Annotated in this window: 17 protein-coding genes and 3 pseudogenes; 16 read left to right on the top strand and 4 right to left on the bottom strand. The window is 67.4% G+C overall.

The window, feature by feature from the left end; translation table 11 throughout:
* Positions 1 to 34: 34 nt before the first annotated feature.
* From QH195_RS12015 to QH195_RS11985, 7 genes are all read left to right on the top strand, one after another.
* Positions 35 to 1207 (top strand): LLM class flavin-dependent oxidoreductase, encoded by a 1173-nt coding sequence (locus tag QH195_RS12015; protein WP_280435428.1) that lies wholly within the window; start codon positions 35 to 37, stop codon positions 1205 to 1207.
* Positions 1204 to 1641 carry a MarR family winged helix-turn-helix transcriptional regulator gene (locus QH195_RS12010; protein WP_280425206.1) on the top strand — a complete coding sequence of 146 codons (438 nt, stop codon included), beginning with the start codon at positions 1204 to 1206 and terminating at the stop codon, positions 1639 to 1641. Before QH195_RS12015 ends, QH195_RS12010 begins: the two co-directional genes overlap by 4 nt.
* 129 nt (positions 1642 to 1770) lie before the next feature.
* A complete protein-coding gene (locus QH195_RS12005) occupies positions 1771 to 2457 on the top strand; it encodes a CE1759 family FMN reductase (RefSeq protein WP_280425207.1) in 687 nt (228 codons plus the stop codon).
* 98 nt (positions 2458 to 2555) lie between these two features.
* Positions 2556 to 3344 (top strand): trimeric intracellular cation channel family protein, encoded by a 789-nt coding sequence (locus tag QH195_RS12000; RefSeq protein WP_280435413.1) that lies wholly within the window; start codon positions 2556 to 2558, stop codon positions 3342 to 3344.
* Positions 3345 to 3608: 264 nt separating this feature from the next.
* Positions 3609 to 3998: a helix-turn-helix transcriptional regulator gene (locus tag QH195_RS11995; RefSeq protein WP_432278297.1), complete on the top strand. Its 390-nt coding sequence runs from the start codon at positions 3609 to 3611 to the stop codon at positions 3996 to 3998.
* On the top strand, positions 3995 to 4405 hold the full coding sequence (locus QH195_RS11990; protein ID WP_280423854.1) for a VOC family protein: 411 nt from the start codon (positions 3995 to 3997) through the stop codon (positions 4403 to 4405). The genes QH195_RS11995 and QH195_RS11990 overlap by 4 nt, the downstream gene beginning before the upstream one ends.
* A gap of 268 nt (positions 4406 to 4673) precedes the next feature.
* On the top strand, positions 4674 to 7064 hold the full coding sequence (locus QH195_RS11985; protein WP_280435412.1) for an excinuclease ABC subunit UvrA: 2391 nt from the start codon (positions 4674 to 4676) through the stop codon (positions 7062 to 7064).
* Between the two features lie 72 nt (positions 7065 to 7136).
* Here QH195_RS11985 and QH195_RS11980 read toward each other — a convergent pair whose 3' ends face one another.
* Together QH195_RS11980 and QH195_RS11975 are read right to left on the bottom strand one after the other, a co-directional pair.
* Positions 7137 to 8711, bottom strand: coding sequence for a serine hydrolase (locus QH195_RS11980; protein ID WP_280435411.1), 1575 nt, complete (start codon positions 8709 to 8711; stop codon positions 7137 to 7139).
* 268 nt (positions 8712 to 8979) lie between these two features.
* Positions 8980 to 9717, bottom strand: a complete 738-nt coding sequence (locus QH195_RS11975; RefSeq protein ID WP_280435410.1) for an IclR family transcriptional regulator — start codon at positions 9715 to 9717, stop codon at positions 8980 to 8982.
* A gap of 104 nt (positions 9718 to 9821) precedes the next feature.
* Here QH195_RS11975 and QH195_RS11970 point away from each other — a divergent pair, with 104 nt between their 5' ends.
* From QH195_RS11970 to QH195_RS11955, 4 genes are all read left to right on the top strand, one after another.
* Positions 9822 to 11027, top strand: coding sequence for an amidohydrolase family protein (locus QH195_RS11970; protein WP_280435409.1), 1206 nt, complete (start codon positions 9822 to 9824; stop codon positions 11025 to 11027).
* A 10-nt stretch (positions 11028 to 11037) separates the two neighbouring features.
* Complete coding sequence (locus QH195_RS11965; protein ID WP_280435408.1) at positions 11038 to 11793, top strand: class II aldolase/adducin family protein; 756 nt, start codon at positions 11038 to 11040, stop codon at positions 11791 to 11793.
* A gap of 146 nt (positions 11794 to 11939) precedes the next feature.
* Positions 11940 to 12758 (top strand): SDR family NAD(P)-dependent oxidoreductase, encoded by an 819-nt coding sequence (locus tag QH195_RS11960; protein WP_280435407.1) that lies wholly within the window; start codon positions 11940 to 11942, stop codon positions 12756 to 12758.
* Between the two features lie 64 nt (positions 12759 to 12822).
* On the top strand, positions 12823 to 14478 hold the full coding sequence (locus QH195_RS11955) for a class I adenylate-forming enzyme family protein (RefSeq protein WP_280435406.1): 1656 nt from the start codon (positions 12823 to 12825) through the stop codon (positions 14476 to 14478).
* A 64-nt stretch (positions 14479 to 14542) separates the two neighbouring features.
* Here the strand turns inward: QH195_RS11955 and QH195_RS11950 are convergent, their stop codons facing one another.
* A complete protein-coding gene (locus tag QH195_RS11950; protein ID WP_280435405.1) occupies positions 14543 to 15046 on the bottom strand; it encodes a nuclear transport factor 2 family protein in 504 nt (167 codons plus the stop codon).
* Between the two features lie 291 nt (positions 15047 to 15337).
* Here QH195_RS11950 and QH195_RS11945 point away from each other — a divergent pair.
* The 5 genes and pseudogenes from QH195_RS11945 to QH195_RS11925 all read left to right on the top strand — a co-directional run.
* Positions 15338 to 15991: pseudogene (locus QH195_RS11945) on the top strand (hotdog domain-containing protein); the annotation flags it as partial.
* Between the two features lie 992 nt (positions 15992 to 16983).
* Positions 16984 to 18558, top strand: a complete 1575-nt coding sequence (locus tag QH195_RS11940) for an ABC transporter substrate-binding protein (RefSeq protein ID WP_280423845.1) — start codon at positions 16984 to 16986, stop codon at positions 18556 to 18558.
* Positions 18559 to 18583: 25 nt separating this feature from the next.
* A complete protein-coding gene (locus QH195_RS11935; RefSeq protein ID WP_280435404.1) occupies positions 18584 to 19525 on the top strand; it encodes an ABC transporter permease in 942 nt (313 codons plus the stop codon).
* Complete coding sequence (locus tag QH195_RS11930) at positions 19522 to 20400, top strand: ABC transporter permease (protein ID WP_280435403.1); 879 nt, start codon at positions 19522 to 19524, stop codon at positions 20398 to 20400. The genes QH195_RS11935 and QH195_RS11930 overlap by 4 nt, the downstream gene beginning before the upstream one ends.
* Positions 20384 to 21196 (top strand): annotated as a pseudogene (locus QH195_RS11925) (ABC transporter ATP-binding protein); the annotation flags it as partial. The gene QH195_RS11930 and the pseudogene QH195_RS11925, both read left to right, overlap by 17 nt.
* 173 nt (positions 21197 to 21369) lie before the next feature.
* Here the strand turns inward: QH195_RS11925 and QH195_RS35070 are convergent.
* Positions 21370 to 21507: pseudogene (locus QH195_RS35070) on the bottom strand (thiamine phosphate synthase); the annotation flags it as partial.

Genomic DNA, 21507 nt, shown 5'->3' with positions numbered 1-21507 from the left:
AATGCATAGAAATCGATCGGTGGGAGTGACATCAATGCAGTTCGGAATCTTCTCGGTCAGCGATATCACGCGTGACCCCGTCACCGGCGTGACCCCCAGCGAGGCCGAACGTATCGAGGCGATCGTGCAGATCGCGAAGAAAACCGAGGAAGTGGGTCTCGATGTCTTCGCCATCGGGGAGCACCACAATCCGCCGTTCTTCTCGTCCTCACCGACGACTCTGCTGGCCCATATCGCCGCCCTCACCGAGCGTCTGATCGTCACCACGGCGACCACGCTGATCACCACCAACGACCCGGTGAAGATCGCCGAGGACTACGCGATGCTGCAGCATCTGTCCAAGGGCCGCATGGACCTCATGCTGGGCCGCGGCAACACCGGACCCGTCTACCCGTGGTTCGGAAAGGACATCCGGGCCGGTCTCCCGCTGGCCCTCGAGAACTACAACCTGCTGCACCGGTTGTGGCGCGAGGACGTGGTGGACTGGGAAGGCAACTACCGCACCCCACTGCAGGGCTTCACCGCCACCCCGCGGCCGCTCGACGGTGTGCCGCCGTTCGTCTGGCACGGTTCCATCCGCACCCCGGAGATCGCCGAACAGGCCGCCTACTACGGCAACGGGTTCTTCGCCAACCACATCTTCTGGCCGACCGCGCATTCGCTGCAGCTCATCGAGTTCTACCGGCAGCGGTTCGAGCACTACGGCCACGGCACCAAGAAACAGGCCATCGTCGGCCTCGGTGGACAGGCGTATATCGCGAAGAAATCCCAGGACGCGTGGAACGAATTCCGTCCCTATTTCAACGAGGCGCCCGTGTACGGTCACGGCCCGTCACTGGAGGATTTCGCCGAGATGACCCCGCTGTCGGTGGGCAGCCCGCAGGAGATCATCGACAAAACCCTCACCTTCCACGACACCTTCGGTGACTATCAGCGCCAGCTGTGGCTGATGGACCATGCCGGTCTGCCGCTGAAGGCGGTGCTGAACCAGCTCGACCTGCTCGGCGGGGAAGTGGTGCCGGTCCTGCGCAAGGAACTGGAATCGCGCCGCGACCCGGAGTCGGCGCCGGCCCCGACCCATCAGGCGCGGGTCGACGCCACCTACGGCGACACTGCGCCCCGGCAGGCGCGGCCCAACGCCAACCAGGGCGACAACCTGGCAGGCGCCAGCCCCTACCAGGACACCGACATCCTGGCCGGGAAATGAACCGGACCAGCGGCCGCCTGGCCAACGATGCCTGGGAGGCGCTGCTGACCGCGCACGCGGTGATGATGAAACGGTTCGCGGCCGAGGACGTATGGCACGGGCTGACGATGCGCGAATACGACGTCCTCTACACGTTGTCCAAATGCTCCGATCCGATCCGGCCCGCCGAACTGAACCGGCACGTCCTGCTCACCCAACCGGCCCTGTCGCGGATGGTGGACCGGCTGGTGGAGCGCGGCCTGGTCCAGCGCACCCCCGACCCGGACGACGGCCGCGGGGTCCGGCTGAGCCTGACCGATACGGGCCGGGCGCACCAGCGCCGGGTCGGTGGCCGGCACGCGGTGGGCGTCGCGCGGGCGCTGACCGGTGTCCTCACCGACGACGACCTGCACGCTCTCGAAGAGATCTGCCGAAAACTCGCGACCTCGGAGTGAGCGGCCCGGCCCCGAGGCGGTATCGCCGCGTCACCGAGCAACCCCGGCTCGCACCCGAGCGCCGGGCGAGCGGGACGGCGCGGCATGGGCGCGCAGGGCCTGCTCACAATCGATCTACCAGGAGTAATCATGAACAGCACCAACGGACAAGCCCGCCCGCCGTATCGGCTGGTCGTGGTCAGCGGCGGAACCAGCAACCCGTCCTCGACCCGGATGCTCGCCGACCGGGTATCCGCCCGCGTCGGTGCACTGGCCGCCCGCCGCGACGCCCAGGTCACCGTCAGCGTCATCGACCTGCGGGAACTGGCCACCGAGATCACCACCGCCCTGGTTTCGCAGCTGATGGGTCCCAAGATGACGGCGGCGATCGAGACCCTGGCCGCCGCCGACGGACTGGTTGTGGCGGCTCCTGTCTACAAGGCCGCCCCGAGCGGGCTGCTCACCTCCTTCTTCCATGTCCTGGACAACGACCTGCTCATCGCCAAGCCGGTGATCCTGGCCGCCACCGCCGGCACCTCCCGGCACGCCCTGGTCGTGGACGAGCAGATGCGCGCCCTGTTCGCGTTCCTGCGCACCATGACCGTGCCTACCTCGTTGTTCGCCGCCTCCGAAGACTGGAACGACGCCGACCTGAACAAACGGATCGACCGGGCCGCACTGGAACTGCTGCTGCTCATGGAAAGCGAATTCGCACACCGGGTGAAGGCCGAGTCCTGGGACAGCTACCAGCACACCTTCGGCAGTGCGGGCGGCAGCGAGGTCGGTATCGATCTCGACACCGATCTCATGCGCCTGGCGGCCGGCGGCGCGGGCTGACCGGGCCCCGATCCCGCGGGTTCGCGGGAGCGCGCAGTGCACCGGCCGTGCCCTCCCTGCGGCGGGGAGGGCACGGCCGCACGTGTTAGCTTGCTGCCGTGGCCGCACCTCTCGACACCATCGACCAGGTCACCCGGTATCTGGATCTTGCGGGCGTGCTGGCGTGCGCGATGCTGGGCGGCGCGGTGTCCCGCAGTGAAGGACTGGATCTGTTCGGTTTCCTGGTCGTCGGCATCGTCTCGGGGCTCGGCGGCGGCATCATCCGCGACACCCTGCTCCAGCAGGGCCCACCGGTCGCACTCACCGACTACGCCTACCTGCCCACCGCGGTACTCGGCACGATCATCTCCTTCGTCATCCATCTCAGCGAACACGCCTGGGATCGGCTGTTCACCGCCCTCGACGCCGCCGTCATCGGATTCTGGGCGGTCACCGGCGCACAGAAAACCCTCGCGGCCGGACTCGGCTGGCTACCCGCGATTCTGCTGGGTATCACCACCGCCGTCGGCGGCGGCGCCACCCGCGACGTCCTGCTGCGCCGCGTGCCCGCCGTGTTCGGTGGCAACGGCCTGTACGCCTCCGTTGCCGCTGTCGTGGCCGGCACCATGGTCGTCTGCACCTATCTCGGAGCCCCGGCGCTCGGCATCTTGCTGGGCATCGTCTGCTCGCTGCTGCTGCGCCTGGCCGCCGTCCGGTTCGGCTGGGGTCTGCCCAACGGGCTGGACTGGCAGCCGCATACTCGCCTGGCGGAAGCATTCCGGGGCGCCCGGCCGCCACGGCGCAGCCGGCGCGTCCGCCGCACCCGGGTAGAACCGGGAGAATCGAGCTCCGAGATCCGGCCGGACCAGAAGGGTGTCGCCGACGGACAGGCCCCTCGGCTGCTCTGATCTTCCTCGGCACCATCCGGGGCCGCGGACGCCACGCGTGGAGACCGATCCACCGGTTCGCGAGGAGGCCGGACCGCCGTACACGTCGACGGCGTGGAGGGGTCCCTCGAGCGCATCTGCGGTCACGATGTGCACCTGGCAGGCGTGACCTGCCGTGACTGGGCAACCGGTCTCGCCTGTGGCACGATTTCTCCGGTGACCAGCAAACCCGCCGCCGATCCTCGATTGCGTGACCTCGTCCTGCTGCGGCGGGTCCGCGACCGGATGGACCGCGAGTTCGCGCAACCCCTCGATGTCGCCGCGCTCGCCCGCGGCGTCAATATGTCGGCCGGCCACCTCAGCCGGCAATTCCGCCTCGCCTACGGCGAATCCCCCTACGGCTACCTGATGACCCGGCGTATCGAACGCGCCAAGGCTCTGCTGCGCCGCGGCGATATGAGCGTCACCGAGGTCTGCTTCGCCGTGGGCTGTTCTTCTCTGGGGACTTTCAGCACCCGTTTCACCGAACTGGTCGGCGTACCACCCAGCACCTACCGGCAGCAGGCCTCCGGTGAAGCGGCCGGGATGCCGAGCTGCGTCGCCAAACAGGTGACCAGACCGATCAGGAATCGAGAAGCGCAGGTCACCGCGGCGCGGCTAGCGTCGTCGTCATGAACCTCACCATCCACTCCAGCTATCTCCCGCACGACGACCCGGACGCGGCGCTGGCCTTCTACCGCGATCTCCTCGGCTTCGAGGTACGCAAAGATGTCGGCTACGAAGGGTTGCGCTGGATCACCGTGGGCCCCGTCGATCAGCCCAGTACGTCCATCGTGCTCACCCCGCCGGCCGTGGATCCCGGTATCACCGACGACGAACGCCGCATCATCGGCGAGATGATGGCCAAAGGCACCTACGCCGGGATCAACCTCGCCACCGAGGACCTCGACGGTACCTTCGACCGGCTCCAGGCCGGTGACGTCGAAATCGTCCAGGAACCGACCGATCAGCCGTACGGTATCCGGGACTGCGCCGTGCGCGATCCCGCCGGAAACATGGTCCGCATCCAGCAGGTCGGCTGAGTATCCCGGCCCGGTGTCCACTCCGGCGTGGTAGCGCCGGCAGTGAAATCTTCGATATGCGTGCGGGTGGGCACCGGATCCCCGGCGGGTCCGGCCGCCCGCCTCGCGGGTGCGCCGGGCGGTCGCCGGAATGCCCCGGCGACCCCGCGGGCCCCGTCGGCCCGGCGCACCGAACGATGTCACCGCGTTCTGGTTGGATCGACCGGACGACGACGGCGGCGGGGTCCGCGTGGGCGGCCCGAGCAACAGAGGGAGACCAGGAGACCAGATGAGTATGGCCACGAAGACCGGCAGACAGACGTCCGAGCCGCATCTCGCCGACAGTCACGACCTGATTCGCGTGTACGGCGCGCGGGAGAACAACCTCAAAGATGTCAGCGTCGAGATCCCCAAACGCCGGTTGACCGTGTTCACCGGTGTTTCCGGGTCGGGGAAGAGCTCACTGGTCTTCAGCACCATCGCCGCCGAATCCCAGCGGCTGATCAACGAAACCTACAGTGCGTTCATCCAGGGGTTCATGCCCAACCAGGCGCGCCCCGATGTCGATGTCCTCGACGGGCTCACCACGGCCATCATCGTCGACCAGGAACGGATGGGCTCCGATCCGCGCTCCACCGTCGGTACCGCCACCGATGCCAATGCCATGCTGCGGATCCTGTTCAGCCGGCTCGGCACCCCGCATATCGGGTCACCGCAGGCGTTCTCCTTCAATGTCGCCTCGATCAGCGGCGCCGGCGCGGTCACCGTGGAGAAGGGCGGGCAGACGGTCCGCGAACGCCGCAGTTTCAGTATCACCGGCGGGATGTGCCCGCGCTGCGAGGGCCGCGGATCGGTATCGGATTTCGACCTCTCCGCCCTCTACGACGAGAACTTGTCGCTCAACGAAGGCGCCCTCACCATTCCCGGTTACAGCATGGACGGCTGGTACGGCCGGATCTTCCGCGGGTGTGGTTTCTTCGACGCGGACAAGCCGATCAAGAAGTTCACCAAGAAACAGCTCAACGACCTGCTCTACAAAGAGCCCACCAAGGTCAAGGTCGAGGGCGTGAATGTCACCTACGAGGGCCTGATCCCGCGGATCCAGAAATCGTTCCTGTCCAAGGACCGGGAAGCGATGCAACCGCATATCCGCGCGTTCGTCGACAAGGCGATCACCTTCGACACCTGCCCGGAGTGTGGCGGCACCCGGCTCAGCGCCGAGGCCCGTTCGTCGAAGATCAAGGGCATCAGCATCGCCGACGCCTGCGCGATGCAGATCAGCGATCTCGCCGCCTGGGTGCGCGATCTGAACGAACCGTCGGTGGCGCCGCTGCTCACCGCGCTCGGGCAGACCCTCGACTCGTTCGTCGAGATCGGGCTCGGCTACCTGTCGCTGGAACGTCCCGCGGGCACCCTGTCCGGCGGTGAAGCGCAACGCACGAAGATGATCCGGCATCTCGGGTCCTCGCTCACCGATGTCACCTACGTGTTCGACGAACCGACCATCGGGCTGCATCCGCACGATATCCAGCGGATGAACGAACTGCTGCTGCAATTGCGCGACAAGGGTAACACCGTGCTCGTCGTGGAGCACAAACCCGAGGTGATGGCCATCGCCGACCACATCATCGACCTCGGCCCCCGCGCCGGTACCGAGGGCGGGCAGGTGATGTTCGAGGGGTCCATCGAGGGCCTGCGTAAAAGCGACACCATCACCGGCCGCCACCTCGACGACCGGGCCGCGCTCAAATCCTCGGTCCGCACTTCCCGCGGTGCGCTCGAGGTTCGCGGCGCCGATGCGCACAATCTGCAGAATGTCGACGTCGATATCCCGCTCGGTGTGCTGGTCGTCCTCACCGGCGTCGCCGGGTCCGGGAAGAGCTCGCTGATCGATTGCGCGGTCGCCCGGCACGACGATGTCGCCATGGTCGATCAGACCCCCATCAAAGGGTCGCGCCGCAGCAACCCCGCCACCTACACCGGCCTGCTCGATCCGATCCGTAAGGCCTTCGCGAAAGCCAACGGGGTGAAACCCGCCCTGTTCAGCTCCAATTCCGAAGGCGCGTGTCCCGCCTGTAACGGCGCCGGGGTCATCTACACCGACCTCGGGGTGATGGCCACGGTCGAATCACCGTGCGAGGAATGCGAGGGCCGGCGCTTCCAGGCCGAGGTCCTGGAGTACACCTTCGGCGGTCGTAATATCGCGGAGGTCTTCGAGATGTCGGTCGCCGCAGCGGAGGAATTCTTCGGTGCCGGTGACGCTGCCATCCCGGCGGCGCACAAGATCCTCGACCGCCTGGTGGATGTCGGTCTGGGCTACATCAAGGTCGGGCAACCGCTCACCACCCTGTCCGGCGGTGAACGTCAGCGGCTGAAACTGGCGACCCGGATGGGTGAGAAAGGCGGGATCTACGTCCTCGACGAGCCGACCACCGGTCTGCACCTCGCCGATGTGGAGAATCTGCTCGGCCTGCTGGACCGGCTCGTGGACTCGGGGAAGTCGGTGATCGTCATCGAACACCATCAGGCGGTGATGGCGCACGCCGACTGGATCATCGATCTCGGTCCCGGCGCCGGCCACGATGGCGGCCGGGTCATCTTCGAAGGCACTCCCGCCGATCTGGTGGCTGCCCGGTCCACCCTCACCGGTGAGCATCTGGCGGACTATGTAGGGAGCTGACCGGCAGGAAGAGTGCTCGGTCACCGGCGGAATGCTGTGCCGCCGGTGACCGGTCAGCGCGTTGTTCACCGCTCAGCGGACGAAAGTGCCGAATCCGTCGGAGTCGTAGAACTCCAACCACAATCGGTCGCCGTCGAATCGTGCCTGCGACACCGTTCCCGGGTTCGCGGCCTCCCCGGTGGGGGTGAAGACGAAGGTATCGCCGTCCCAGTGCCGCAGCGGGACGGTCACCTTCGCCGGGCCCAGGGTGAGCAGCAACCGGTCACCGTCCACCGCGACCTCCGCCGGACCGAAATAGTCGTTTCCGTAGACCCCCGCGTAATCGTCGAGCGGCGCCGCGGGTGCCGGATTCGGCGGTGGATCCTTACCCACCAGCTCACCGGTGGGCCCCTCGATCTCGGCGAAGGCCTCCTGATACAGGCCCCACCAGTCCTCCCGCACTTCGCCGAACTGCACCAGATCGGCGAATTCGGCGTTCAACGTCTCCGGCACTCCGATCGGCGCGGCGTTCGTCAGCGTCACGATCCCCACATTCGCCGACGGGATCAACGTGAATGCTGTCGCCGCGCCCGCGTTGAACGCCCCGGAATGGCTCAGCACTACCCGGCCCGCCGCCGACGTGCCGACATTGAAGCCGAACCCGTACATACCGGCCCGTGAGTCCGGAGTCGCCGGTGGCGACGAAACGGCCTGTGGGGACAGCGCGGGCAGCAACGCATCCGGCGCCACCACCTCCCGGCCCTTGTACGAACCGTCCTCGAGGACCATCGTCATCCAGCGCGCCACGTCCGCCACCGACGAGCTGACACCGCCCGCCGGCGACTGCGCGTCCGGCTGTCGCGGAGGTTCGGTGCGCCGGTAGTCCTCGCCTACGCGGGTGTGCCCGACCGCACGGTCGGCGGCGGCCGCGAAATCGGCGTAGCGGGAGCTGGTCGCCGTCATTCCCAATGGTTCGTAGATGGCGCGTTCCGACAGGTCGGACCAGTCCGTGCGGGCCGCCTCCGCGACCGCGGTGGCCGCCGCCGTCAGCCCGAAGTTCGTATAGTCGTAGGAGTTCCGGAACGGTCCCAGCGGCAGCAGCCGCAACCGCTCCAGCACCTGTGCCCGGTCGAATCCGAGGTCTTCGAGCTTGTCCCCGGCATGATCGGGCAGCCCGGACCGGTGCGCGAACAGGTCACCGACGGTCGCGTTATCGCTGACATACGGGTCGCTCAGCGCGAACCAGGGCGCGAGCTGCCGCATCGGTGTATCCCAGTCGACCGGCCCGGCGGCGACCTCGCGGGCCACCACACTCGCCCCGATCGGTTTCGACATCGAGGCCAGCTGGAACACGGTATCGGGCCCCACCTCCTGCTCGGTGCCGGCCTCGCGGACCCCGAAACCCTCCTGGTATACGACCTTGCCGGCGGCGACGATGGCGACCGCCATGCCCGGGATACCGGTCTCACGCAGCAATTCCTGCGCCCGTTGATCCACTCGGTCGACGATATGTTCCACCCGTCCGTCCGGTATGGCGATCCCGGGCGCGCGGGCGGGTTGCGGGGGCGCCGCGCTCGTGCTCGTGGTGGCGCCGGGCACCGGTTCCTCGATGCCGCATCCGGTGGCCAGCGCGGCGAGGGTCGTCACCGCGGCCCCGAGAGCCGTCAACCGACGTCTGTGCACAGCCGCCTCCGAGAGGTTGTCGCCGACACGAGCCCAGCCGCCCGAGCCTAACGCTGCCGGTGGTCGGCGCCCGGCAGCGCGGTCGGCGTGGCCGGGTCCGATCCCGTCGGTGACCTGGCCACTGTGGCGCCGCTGGTGGTCGGCGAGCGGACCCCGTCGACCACGGTGTTCGAAGCAGGCACGGTACCGCGCGCGTCGCGGCCGAATTACGCCGCCGGATCGTCATCGAAGCCGGTCGGCGGTGTCGCTTCGGCTACTCCTCCTCGGCCGAGCCGCTCAACCGGCGTGCGGCGTCGCGGACGAGCTCTCCTGTCCGCGTGTACCGGTCCGGTGTGAGCCGGGTGTCGGGCGCGCTCACCACGATCGCGCCCCGGGGGGATCCGGTGATATCGAAGATGGCCGCGCCGATACTGGTCGAACCGTGCTGTACCGCGCCCTCGCACAGCGACCAGCCGCGGGTCCGGATCCGGTCGTATTCCGCCGCGGTGAGCAGCGTATCGGCCGTTTCGGCGCGTTCGATGCGTTCGGCGGGGGTGAGGTGCGCGAAGATCGCACGTCCGGCGGCACTCGTCTCCGGCGGGTGGACCTGGCCGATCGGTAGTGCGGTGCGCACCGTATGGGTGCCGTCCGCGACGGTCGCGACCACGAGCTTCCCGCCTTCCAGGAGCGCGAGGTGGGTGGTTTCTCCGGTGGTATCGCGCAGGGCGGCCAGCACGGGACGCGCGCGGGCGAGCAGCGAGGATGCGCTGTGGGCCTGCCCCGCCATCGTGACGATTTTCGCCGAGAGTTCCCACCGTGGCGGGGCATCGGGAAGCGGCCGGATCCATCCGGCTTGGTGGAGGGTCGCGAGGACGCGCTGCATCGCACTCTTGTCTTCCCCGAGTACCCGGCACAGCTCGGTCAGCCCGACGGGCTGGCTCGCGGCAATCGTTTCGACCACCTGCAGGCCGCGCAGCAGGCCACTCAGAGTCTTGACCGGAATATGGATCACCCCTACCTTGGTATCAATAAGAGATATCAGGGTATCGCATAACGATACTCTATACAAGGTGTGGGGCCGTTTCCGGTAGCGCACCGCTGTGTGGAGGAGACGCCGTGACAGCACCGCAGCAGCAACTCGATCCCGAATTGTTCGATCCCGAACCCGAACCCGCGGATATCCGCTACACCGTGATCTCGGTGGACGATCATGTCGTCGAACCCCCGCACCTCTTCGACACCTGGATGCCGGCCGCCCTCCGGGATCGCGGTCCGCGGATCCGGGAGACGGCGGACGGTGCCCAGGTCTGGGAGTTCGAAGGCAAGACCTACTCTCAGGTGGGCATGAATGCGGTGGCGGGCCGCCGTTCGGAATCGGTGAAATACGAACCGTTCCGCTTCGAGCAGATGCGTCCCGGCTGCTACGACATCCACGCCCGGGTGAAGGATATGGATCTCGGCGGAATCTGGGCGATGCTCAATTTCCCGTCCCAGATCACCGGTTTCTGCGGCCGGGTGTTCGCCTTCGCCGCCGACCGTGAAGTCGGCAAGGCGGCCGTACGAGCCTGGAACGACTGGTTGTACAACGAGTGGTATCTCGCCTACCCGTCCCGCGTGATCCCCGGGGGCATCACCTATCTGGGCGATCCGACAGAGGCGGTCGCCGAGATCGAGCGTAACGCCGCCCGCGGTTTCACCTCGGTCACTCTTCCCGAACGTCCCCATGCGATCGGGCTGCCGTCGCTGTGGGAGCGCGAGTACTGGGATCCGATCATCCGGGCCTGCGTCGAGACGGACACCGTGATATCGCTGCATGTGGGCAGTTCGGGAATGTATGCCTATCCGCAGGGTGCGCCCGGCCTTCAGCTGGGCGCCACGATGTTCGGCCAGCTCTCCCTCGGAGCATGCAGTGAATGGTTGTGGTCGGGATACCCGAAGGATAATCCGACGCTGAAAATCGCGATGAGCGAAGGCGGTATCGGCTGGGTCCCGATGCTGATCGACCGCCTGAACAACATCATCGACCGCTCCGGCTACGGCCTGGGCTGGGACGAACGCCCGGCGGATATCCTGCGCCGCAATTTCTGGTTCTGCACACTCGACGATCCGTCCACGATCGCCCTGCGCGAAGTGATCGGTGTGGACCACATCATGCTCGAAACCGATTACCCGCACGGTGACGGGACATGGCCGCATACGCAGGACGTGATCGAGCGGTACTGGGCCGGTATCCCGGCACCCGAACTCCGGAGGATGTGCAGCGAGAACGCGGCGAAGCTCTACCGCCATCCGCTGCCCGATACCGTGCTGCCCCGGGACTGAGGAGGCCCGGATGGGTTTTCGCCCGAGCGCCGACCGGCTCGTTCCCGAGCTGACCCCGGCCGAGGAGATCGTGCTGCTGGCGCGAGCCCTGTGGCGCGAGGGATATCGCGACCATCTGGCCGGCCATATCACCCGGAACATGGGTGACGGCACGCTGCTGTGCAATCCGTGGCTGCTGACCTGGCAGGAGTTCGGCCCAGGCGATGTGCTCCGCATCGATCTGGACGGCGTCGTGCTCGAGGGAGACTGGCCGGTGCCGCTGGGTATTCCGCTGCATCTCGCCCTGCACCGCGCACGCCCCGATGTGCAGTTCGTGGTGCACAACCATCCCGAATTCGGGACCATCTGGGGCGATCTCGGGGAGGTGCCACCGGCCTACGACCAGAGTTCGAGTCTCGGCGGCGGCGAGCTGGTACTGGTCGACGAGTACGCCGGTGCGGTGAACAGCGCCCAAGCTGCCACCGCGGCCATCGCCGCGGTGGGTGATGCCGATCTGGCGCTGCTCGGTGGGCACGGCGTGCTGGTGATCGGCAGTACCGCGCGGGCGGTGTTCCTGCGGGCGGTGGCGCTGGAGCAGCGGGCGAAGAACGCGTGGATGGTGCGGGCGGCCGGCGGGCCGGAGAAATCCGCGCTGCCCGATTGGTGGGTCGACCGGCAACGCCGCAGCGACGGGAACGGGTTCCACGGATTCTGGGAGGCCGCGGTGCGGGCGGAACTACGTGACGATCCGGAGCTCGAACAGCAGATCCTGTCGCTGCGGGGGTGATTGCGCGCGGCCCCGGCGCATCCTGAGGTGAAACGGAGGCGCTCCTCCGTAGCGACTACCAAACAAGTGCTTGGTTGGATAGAATCGCGTTTCAGCAGTCCTTGTCGATCGCGAGGGCAGCATCTTCATCGAAAGGGTCCGACACGATGCAGCTCACCGGGTTCGAGGGGAAGGTGGCCGTGGTCACCGGAGCCGGGCGGATGCGATCCATCGGCCGGGAGACCGCGCGGGCGCTGGCCCGGGCCGGTTGCGATGTCATCGTCACGGGCACCGGCCGCACCCCGCAGCGGTACACCGAAGAAGAACGCGCCGGCGGCTGGCGTGATATCGACTCGGTCGCCGACGAGATCCGCGCACTGGGGCGGCGCGCCGGCGCGGTGGTCTGCGATATCGCCGAAGAACAGGCGGTGGATGCCCTGGTGCGGCAGGTGCTGGACGAATACGGGCGCGTCGATATCGTCGTGAACAATGCCGCCGCCGCCCGCGCCGGGGACCGGGTTCCGGTGCTCGAGTTGCCCACCGAGGCGTGGGATGCGGTGATGCGGGTCAACCTGCGGGGGACGTTTCTGGTGAGCCGCGCGTTCGCTCGCGCCATGGTCGAGCGCGGTGCGGGCGGCAGTATCGTCAATATCTCCTCGATCGCCGGGAAATTGGGTGGTGCGAACACCGCCGCCTACGCCGCGTCCAAAGCAGGTGTGCAGGCATTGACCTCGTCGATGGCGAAAGAACTGGGTCCTGCCGGGATCCGGGTGAACGCGGTCTGTCCGGGGGTGACCGGAACCAGCCGGCTCGACGATCTGCCGGCGCAGGCGTGGCAGAGCTACGTCGAGGCGAACCTGCCGTTGCAGCGGGTCGGGGAGGCGCACGAAGTCGCCTGGGCGGTGCTGTTTCTCGCCAGCGAACAGGCCGGCTGGGTCACCGGCCAATCCTGGAATGTCGACGGTGGTCAGTTGACCGTTCGCTGACCGTGTCCGCCGTAGTACGTTCACCGCCCTGCGCGCGGTATCCGAGGAAAGGGATCCTTCCCCCATGTCCGATCGATCGACGACCCCCGGCCCCCGCGCGGCCGTCACGGCCCGCCTCACCGCTCCCGGTGCCGACCTCGAGATCACGCAGGAGCCGGTTCGCGGAAATCCCATGCCGGTGTTCCGGCACCGCAGGCATGCCCTGCCGGAACTGCTGATCGAATCGGCCCGCTACGGCGACAGTGAATACCTCGTCTGCGGGGACACCCGGTGGAGTTTCACCGAACATCTCGACCGCGTCGCCTCGTTGAGCCATGCGCTACGCACGAACTACGGGATAGGCAAAGGTGACCGGGTGGCGATCCTCGCCGCCAACCGCGCGGAATGGATTCTCACGTTCTGGGCGGCGACCTCGCTCGGCGCCGTCGCCGTGGGAATGAACTCTCTGTGGTCCGCGCGCGAAATCGCCTACGGGATGCAGCATTGCACGCCGGCGCTCGTTGTCGCCGACGAACCGCGCCGGACGCTACTGGGCTCGGTCGAGGTGCCGGTGTTGTCGATCGAGACGGATATTCCGCGGCTGGCCACGGCCACGGCGGGGGTACCGTTGCCGGTAACCGATATCGACGAGGACGATCCGGCGGTCATCCTCTACACCAGCGGCACCACCGGACGCCCGAAGGGTGCCGTGCATTCCCACCGAAACATGATCGCCGCGGTCGACTTCTACCGGTTGAGCGATGCCGTCGCCGCCGAACTGGGCAGCGCCCCGGGGCCTCGCCGGTTCTTGCTGGCCACCCCGCTGTTCCATATCGCGGCGCTGCACAATCTCGCCGTCCCCCGGCTCGCGTTCGGCGATACCGCGGTGATCCACACCGGCCGCTTCGAGATCGCCCGGGTGCTGCGGCTCATCGAGACCGAGCGCGTCACCAACTGGGGTGCGGTGCCGACCATGCTGCACCGTCTCCTGGAACACGGGGACTTGTCGGGATACGACCTGTCGTCGCTGCGCACGATCTCGGTGAACAGCGCACCGTCCTCCGCGTCGTTCAAAAAGCGGCTGCGGGAGGTGCTTCCCGTCGCCGGACGGTCGCTGGGAACAAGCTACGGCCTCACCGAATCCTCGACGGCGGCGACCTTCGCGACCGCGGCCGACCTGCAGGAGCGGCCCGATACCGTCGGCACCCCGGTACCGACGATGAGTGTGCAGATCCGGGACGAGCACGGCAGGCCGGTGCCGGACGGCATCGAAGGCGAGATCTGCCTGCGCGGCCCGCTCGTGATGCTCGGTTACTGGAACAACCCGGAGGCCACCGCCGCCACGATCGCCGCGGACGGCTGGATGCGCACCGGCGACCTGGGCACGATGAACGACGGCTATCTGTGGGTGAGCAGCCGGCGGTCGGATCTGATCCTGCGCGGCGGGGAGAACGTCTACCCGATCGAGGTCGAGAACGCGTTGAGCGAACACCCCGCAGTACGGGAATGCGCCGTCCTCGGTGTCCCGCATGCGGACCTCGGTCAAGAGGTGTGCGCGGTGGTGGTCACCAGGGGAGCGGACGCGGTGAGCACCGCGGAGTTGAGCGCGTTCGTCGGCGAGCGGATCGCCCGGTACAAGGTGCCCACCCGGTGGGAGATCACGACCGAACCGCTGCCCCGTAACGCCACCGGGAAGGTGAAACGACTCGAGGTCGTCGGGGCGTATGCGGGCGGCAGCTGAACGAACTCGCCCGGGGCCGCAGGATCTGCGGCGGCGCTCATACGGTCGTAGCGGCGTCGTCGAGCTAGCGGATCCGTGCCCGCAGCAGGTGTAGTGGATCCGAAGTGTCCCGCCGGCCGCGGGGCCCGTGTCCCTCGGGTTCGGTGAGCCTGCCGGCGTCGGAACGGGTCCATTCGCGTACCGCCCACCGTTCGGCGATGGCCCATCTGCCGTGGCGCAGTTCCATCAGATCGACATAGCGGCAACCGCTGGTGAAATCGTCGTGGCCGGACGCGCCCCAATGGGCCGCCGTGGAATACGATTCGCTGATCGCCAGGTTGCCGTGCAGTTCCACCAGGTGATTGCCGATGTGGTGCATGGTGCCGCCGAGCGCGCGGAGCTTCGGGCGCACCCATTCGATGAATTCGTCCACCGTGCCGTCGAATCCGGTGTGATGGTCGATCCCACCGGGGTGGTAGGCGTCGCGCACCAGGTCGAAGTCGAGCCGGTCGATACCGCGGCAGTAGCGCAGTACGACCTCGTAGATGGCCTGTTTGTGCAGTAGTTCCTGCACTGCGTCGGTCGTCACCGCGCTACTCCTTCTGTCATCCGTGCCCGGACCTGATCATCCAGTCGAGCAGCCGCTTCGCCCCGGCCGGATACGGCCGCGCGGCAGACGCAGTGCCGAGAAGGCCGAACCCGGTTTCCGTGGCCCCATCTCAACCCGCCCGCACCCCGAAGGGAACGGGTATTTCCGGTGGGTGAGACCCCGGCAGGCCCGGAACCGGCCCGCGGATTAGCGTCCGATTCGCCGAGATACACCAGGCCCCGCAAACGAGTGGGAGTAGGAACACCCGCTCGCCGAACCCAGGGAGACCCGATGAGTTATGACCCGCCGGCCCGTCCCACCGTGCGCACCGCGGCCGACGGCACAGTACTGACCTCGGCACCCCGGGACACACCTGTCGATCGTGCGACAGCGGCAGCGCGGCGCGTGATCGACGCATTGCTGCGCACCGACCGCGCGAACGCCAACCTCGATCGGGTGGCGGAGGAGCTGGACAGTATCGCCGACCATCTCGAGCAGCACGCTCCGGAGGTGGCCGAACGTCTGGTGGACATGTGGCACGGTGAGGGTGTCACACGTCATGACCCGGTGACCGGCCCGGAGAACGCGATCGCGCCGCCACTCGTACTCACCGGCCGGGCCGACGGATCGGTCGACGGTGTGGTGACCCTGACGATCCCGTATCAGGGCCCGCCGGGGCACGTACACGGGGGAGTGGCCGCGCAACTGCTCGACCACACGCTCGGGGTCGCCAATACGTGGGCCGGCTGCAACGGCCCCACCGCGCAGTTGAATGTGCGATACCACCGCCCGACACCGTTGTTCGTGCCGCTCACCGTCAGCGGCCGGACGGTGTCGCAGAACGGCAACAAGATCGACTCTGTCGGTGCGATCCATACTGCGGACGGTGCGCTGTGTGTCTCTGTCGAGGCGCTGTTCATCGACAAAACCGTCCCGCGGCCCCGCGCGGCGGCAGAGCCGGTTTCCCGGCGGAGCGCGCCCGAAGTACCCGGCCGGGTGGGTGAATGATCGGAGGCGAGAAGGCGGCCGGCTCCCGCGGCCGTCGAATCGGGCCGCCACCCGGCATTCCGGTCTCACCGCGCCGCGGCTCGTCGGCCTTGCTGTAGGCGTAGCTCCTGGACGGCTTACTCGAGCTCGCGGGTTATGTGCTCCGGGACGGTGAGCGCCGGATCGTTTCCGGTGCTCTCGGCCGCGTCGTCGGGTTTCCCGGCCGGATCCCCGGGTGTGCCGGGTCGTCCATGTGATAGCTGATCGCTTTTATTGCACAGGGTTTGATTTTTCGTGATTGCGTCCCGGGTTACGGCACGCTTCGGCGTTTTCGGCGTGGGATATCCGGGAAACCGTTGACAGGCCGCTGTGATCCATCTAACGTTCCAACCAAGCAAGTGCTTTGGAGTGCCCTAACTTTGCTTGGTCTCTGTGGTGGGCGCTGATAGCCAAGCAGCATGCAAGGAGAGAGCATGGGTCTCGGTTCATTCAATGCGGCAATTCCGTCGGTCCCCTCGTCGGAACAGCGACACAACGACGACCGCGGCGGCCACCGGCCGGAACCCGTTCGGCAGCAGTCGAAAGCGTGGTGAGCGGCACCCTCGCGCCGGTATCGCGATACCCGGAAACCGGCGCGGCCCACCCATCGGTGAACGACCTCCGGTAGCAACCCCGGCCCGAACCGGCGGCGACCCGCGCCGAACCCGGCGATCCCCAGCCGGGGACGTGCAGACATCGACGCCAACGGCGAGTCCCGGTCCGCACGGACACCGGCAGCGACCACGAAACCTCCGGGTGACCTCCCGCGCCGACCCACCCGCCGTAGACCTCACCCGCGCAGCCACATACCGACCCATATCCCCACGTGACCGGGCGAGTTCCGATACGAGCGCAGTCCGCACCCACCGGCAGCCCGACCGAAAGCTCAACTCTTGCGTGAAAGGAACCCCATGAACCGCAGAAGGTTTCGCCGTGCCCGGCATCTGCTGGCCGCGGCCGTGGCGACGCTGGTCGTGGCCGGTTGCGGGGGCGGCCCGATCGACGGCGGTTTCGGCGGCCCGGTCGGCGATATCGATCCGGACGCTGTCCTGCGGGTCACCAGCAGTTCCCCGACCAGGAACCTGGACCCCTACCTGCAGACGAGCTACGGCGGCTGGGGGTACTTGACCGTTCTGTTCGACCGGCTCACCACCGTCGACAAGTCCGGCAATCTGATACCCGGACTGGCGAAATCCTGGCAGTTCGCCCGTGACGGCTCATATCTGGAGTTGAAACTCCGCAGCGATGTCTCATTCCACGACGGCGCAGCGTTCGATGCCGCGGCCGTGGCCGCCAATATCCACCGGGGCCAGAACATGGAAGGCAGCACGGTCGCCGACGCCCTGCAAAACATCACCTCGGTCGAGGAAGCCGACAACTACACCGTCCGCCTGCATCTGCGGCCCGGAACCGGCGTGGAACTGCCGGGAGTGTTCAGCACCAACGTCGGAATGATGATCAGCCCGAAAGCGATCGCCGCCGGCACCGATATCCGCAACGGTCCCGGCACCGCCGGCTCCGGAGCCTATGTGGTCACCGAATACGTGCCCGAGGAATCACTGTCGCTGGCCCGGGCCGACGGCGGCCCCAACTGGGACCCCGAGGCCGGGCGACTGGCCGGGATCGAATTCGAATGGATACCCGACGCCCGAACCCGCTTGAACGGGATGAAAACGGGGATGACCGATCTGAGCTGGGTCAGCTCCGCCAACGAAGTGATCGAAGCACAGACGCTGGGGCGCAACCGCACCGTGGGCGTCGACGAGGTCGTCTTCCGCAATGTGCTCGGCCTGTATATGCGGCCCGACGGCGACCTCGCGAAACCGGAGGTCCGGCAGGCCGTCGCCGCCGCCATCGACCCCGAAGCCGTCAGCGCCCTGTTCTCCGGAACATGCACACCCCACCGGCAGCTGTATCCGGCGGGAAGCTGGCCCGCGGACGAAAACTACACCTACCCGTATCACTACGATCCGGACAAGGCCAGGGCCCTGGTGCAGGCGGCCGGCGGAGCCCACGTGACGCTGACCTTCGCCGCCGGCACCAACACCGAGAAAACCGCGAACGTCCTGCAATCGAGCCTGTCCCGAGCCGGTATCGACACCGACCTCAACCCGGTTCCCAACACGCAGAACGAACCCCGGTACATGGCCGGCGATTTCGCGTCGATGGTGTCCAACAGTTTCAACGCGAAGGTCGATCCCGCGGAGACCGTGAACACCTTCCTGTTCGGTGCCTACGCCCTCGCCAACGGCAACCGGCAGATCCGGGACCTGGTGACCCGGGCGGCCGACCCCACCCTGACAGAGCAACAGCGCGCCCCGCTGTACCACCGGGCCTGGGACCTCACGCTGAAAGAAGCGATGTTCGTCCCCATCTGCAATCAGACCAACGCCACGCTGTTCACCAGCCAGGTCGTCGGCGCACAAGACATCCCGTGGGCGGATCTCGGAATCTTCGACCTCCGCCATGTGGCAATGACCGAATAGTCCGCCGGAATGATGAGGAGATCCTGTGCTGCGTTATGCCGGGCAGCGGTTATTGGCGGCGATTCCGCTGCTGCTGATCGTTCCGCTGCTGATATTTCTGTTGATGGACCTGGCTCCGGGCGATCCGGCGGTGGTGCTGGCGGGGGAGAACGCGACACCGAAACGGTTGCGGGAACTACGCGAGAACCTCAACCTCGACGAGAACGTCTTTATGCGATACCTCGACTGGGTCGGGTCGGCGTTACGCGGCGACCTCGGAATGTCACTGTGGTCGAACCAGACGGTAGCCGAATTGCTGGGCCGGAGAATAGCCACGACCTTGTCGCTGGTGCTGTTCGCGATGGTGCTGGCCGTGACCATCGGTCTGGTCTTGGGCATCCTGGGCGCGCTGCGGCCGGGCGGTGTGGTCGACCGGGGGATCAACGCCCTGGCCTCGGTGGCGATCGCCGTCCCCGCCTTCTGGTTCGGACTGGTCCTGGTCCTGCTGCTCGCCGTCACGCATCAGATATTTCCCGCGTTCGGCTACGTCCCGATATCAGAGGGAGTGGTGCCGTGGTTCCAGCATCTGGTGCTGCCCGGAGTCGCGTTGGCGCTGCTCCCCGCCGCCGAGGTGACCCTGCAGCTGCGGTCCGCGCTCGGCCGGGTACTCGGCAGTGACTACATCCTCAACGCCGAAGCGCGCGGACTGTCCCGGGCGAGCGTGGTCGGGAAACACGGGCTCAAGAACGCCTGCATCCCGGTAGTGACCGTGCTGGGTTTCCGGGTCTCCGAAGTGCTCGGCGGCGCGGTCACCATCGAGATCATCTACAACATGCCCGGTCTGGGTAGCCTGGCGGTCAACAGTGTCCAGAACCACGACGTCCCGGTACTTCTCGGCTTCGTCCTGTTCACCACGGTCGTCGTCATCCTCGTCAATCTGGTCGTCGATATCTCCTACGGCTACTTCAACCCGAAGGTGCGCTCATGACCGCGACCACACCGGCAGACACCCGGCCCAGGGTCGGCCGTAGAGTATTCGACTTCCTGCGCCGCCGCCCCGCCGCCACGGCCGCAGCGCTGTTCGTCGCCGCGCTCATCCTCGTCGCGATCTTCGCGCCCGTGATCGCACCCCACGACCCGTACACCCAGGATCTGCTGCACCGGCTGCAACCCCCCGACGCCCGGCATCTGCTGGGCACCGACGACTACGGTCGCGACGCGCTGAGCCGGTTGATCTTCGGTGCCCGCATCTCGTTGACGGCGGCACTGCAGGCGGTGACGCTGGCACTGATCCTCGGACTACCCCTCGGAGTGGTCGCCGGTTACCGCGGCGGATGGGTCGACACCCTGCTCACCCGGCTCATGGAAGCCCTGATGAGCGCACCGTCCCTGGTCCTGGCGATCACGATCGTCGCCGTACTGGGTTCCGGGATCACCAACGCGATGTTCGCGGTGGGACTGGTGATGGCGCCCCGGTTCTTCCGCGTCGCCCGGGCCTCGACCATGGACGTCCGCGGCGACACCTATATCGAGGCCTCCGTCGCCCTGGGGTGCACGACATCCCGGACGATCATCCGGCACATCCTGCCGAATGTGATGCCGCCGATCGTCCTGGTCGTCTCGGTCTCCCTCGGCACCGCGGTCGCCGCCGAAGCGAGCTTGAGCTTCCTGGGTCTCGGCGCCGAGGCGCCCGCCGCGAGCTGGGGGTCGATGCTCAGCACCGCCGCCTCGAATATGCAACTCGCCCCGCACCTGGTGTGGCCCCCGGGCGTGATGATCTTCCTGACCGTGCTCGCCTTCACCTACCTCGGTGACGGCGTGCGCCGAGCCCTGACGAGGAGCCGCAATGGCAGTAGCAACTGACAGCCTCCAGCCGGCGGACACCGCCTCCGGCGCGGCCCCCGAGACCCTGCTGCGAGTACGCGACCTCACCGTGCAGTTCCCCGCCGGCCGCGGCCGCTGGACCACCGTCGTCGACGGTGTCTCTTTCGACGTCGGCGCCGGTGAATCCGTGGCCCTGGTCGGCGAATCCGGCTCCGGGAAAACCGTGTCCTCCCTGGCGGTCATGGGCCTGACCGCGCATACCGGCGGCCGTATATCCAGTGGCTCCGTGGAATTCGAAGGCCGCGAACTCACCGCGCTCCCGCCGCGGGAATGGCGCACGCTCCGCGGCACCGGCATGGGCATGATCTTCCAGCAACCCATCCGCAGCCTCAATCCCGCCTATACCGTGGGCGACCAGATCGCCGAATCGGTCCGCCGCCATCTCGGCCTCGATCGCCGCGCCGCCATGGCCCGCGCAGTGGAAATGCTCGAGCTGGTCCAGGTACCCCGCGCCGCCGAACGGGTCCGCGAATATCCGCACGCCTTCAGCGGCGGAATGTGCCAGCGCGTCATGATCGCCATGGTCATGGCCTGCAACCCGCGGCTGCTCATCGCCGACGAACCCACCACCGCACTCGACGTCACGGTGCAGCAAACCATCCTCGATCTCCTGCGGGACCTGCAGGAGCAGACCGGTATCGGGTTGTTGTTCATCACCCACGACCTCGCTGTCGTCGCCGAACTGTGCCGGCGCGTGGTCGTCATGTACGCGGGCGAAGTGATCGAAGAAGCCGACGCCGAGCAGCTGTTCTACACACCCCGCCACCCGTACACCGCCGGCCTGCTCGCCTCGATCCCGCACCCGGGCCGCGGCCGCGGCCGGCGGCGCACCGTCGGTTTCGTCCTCGCGGTACATCAGGCTGTGGTTGCGCTGCTCGAATTCGATATGTTTGGACCCCTGGAACAGTGCCGAGACTTCTTCGAAGCCGGTGGCCGCGGCGGGTGCGCGGCGGCCAGGGCGATATCCGCCCGGTCGTTCACTGCCAGCAGCGCGCCGTGGCGGCGAGTCGCAGCGCGTAGCTCGGCGAGCGCCGCGAGTTCACCCATGGCCTCCAGCGGGCCGAACCGCTGCTCACCGGGCGACCC

It is taken from the genome of Nocardia carnea, assembly GCF_029868855.1.
In the GTDB taxonomy this organism is placed as follows: domain Bacteria; phylum Actinomycetota; class Actinomycetes; order Mycobacteriales; family Mycobacteriaceae; genus Nocardia; species Nocardia carnea_A.
This window is presented reverse-complemented; position numbering and strand designations above follow the sequence as displayed.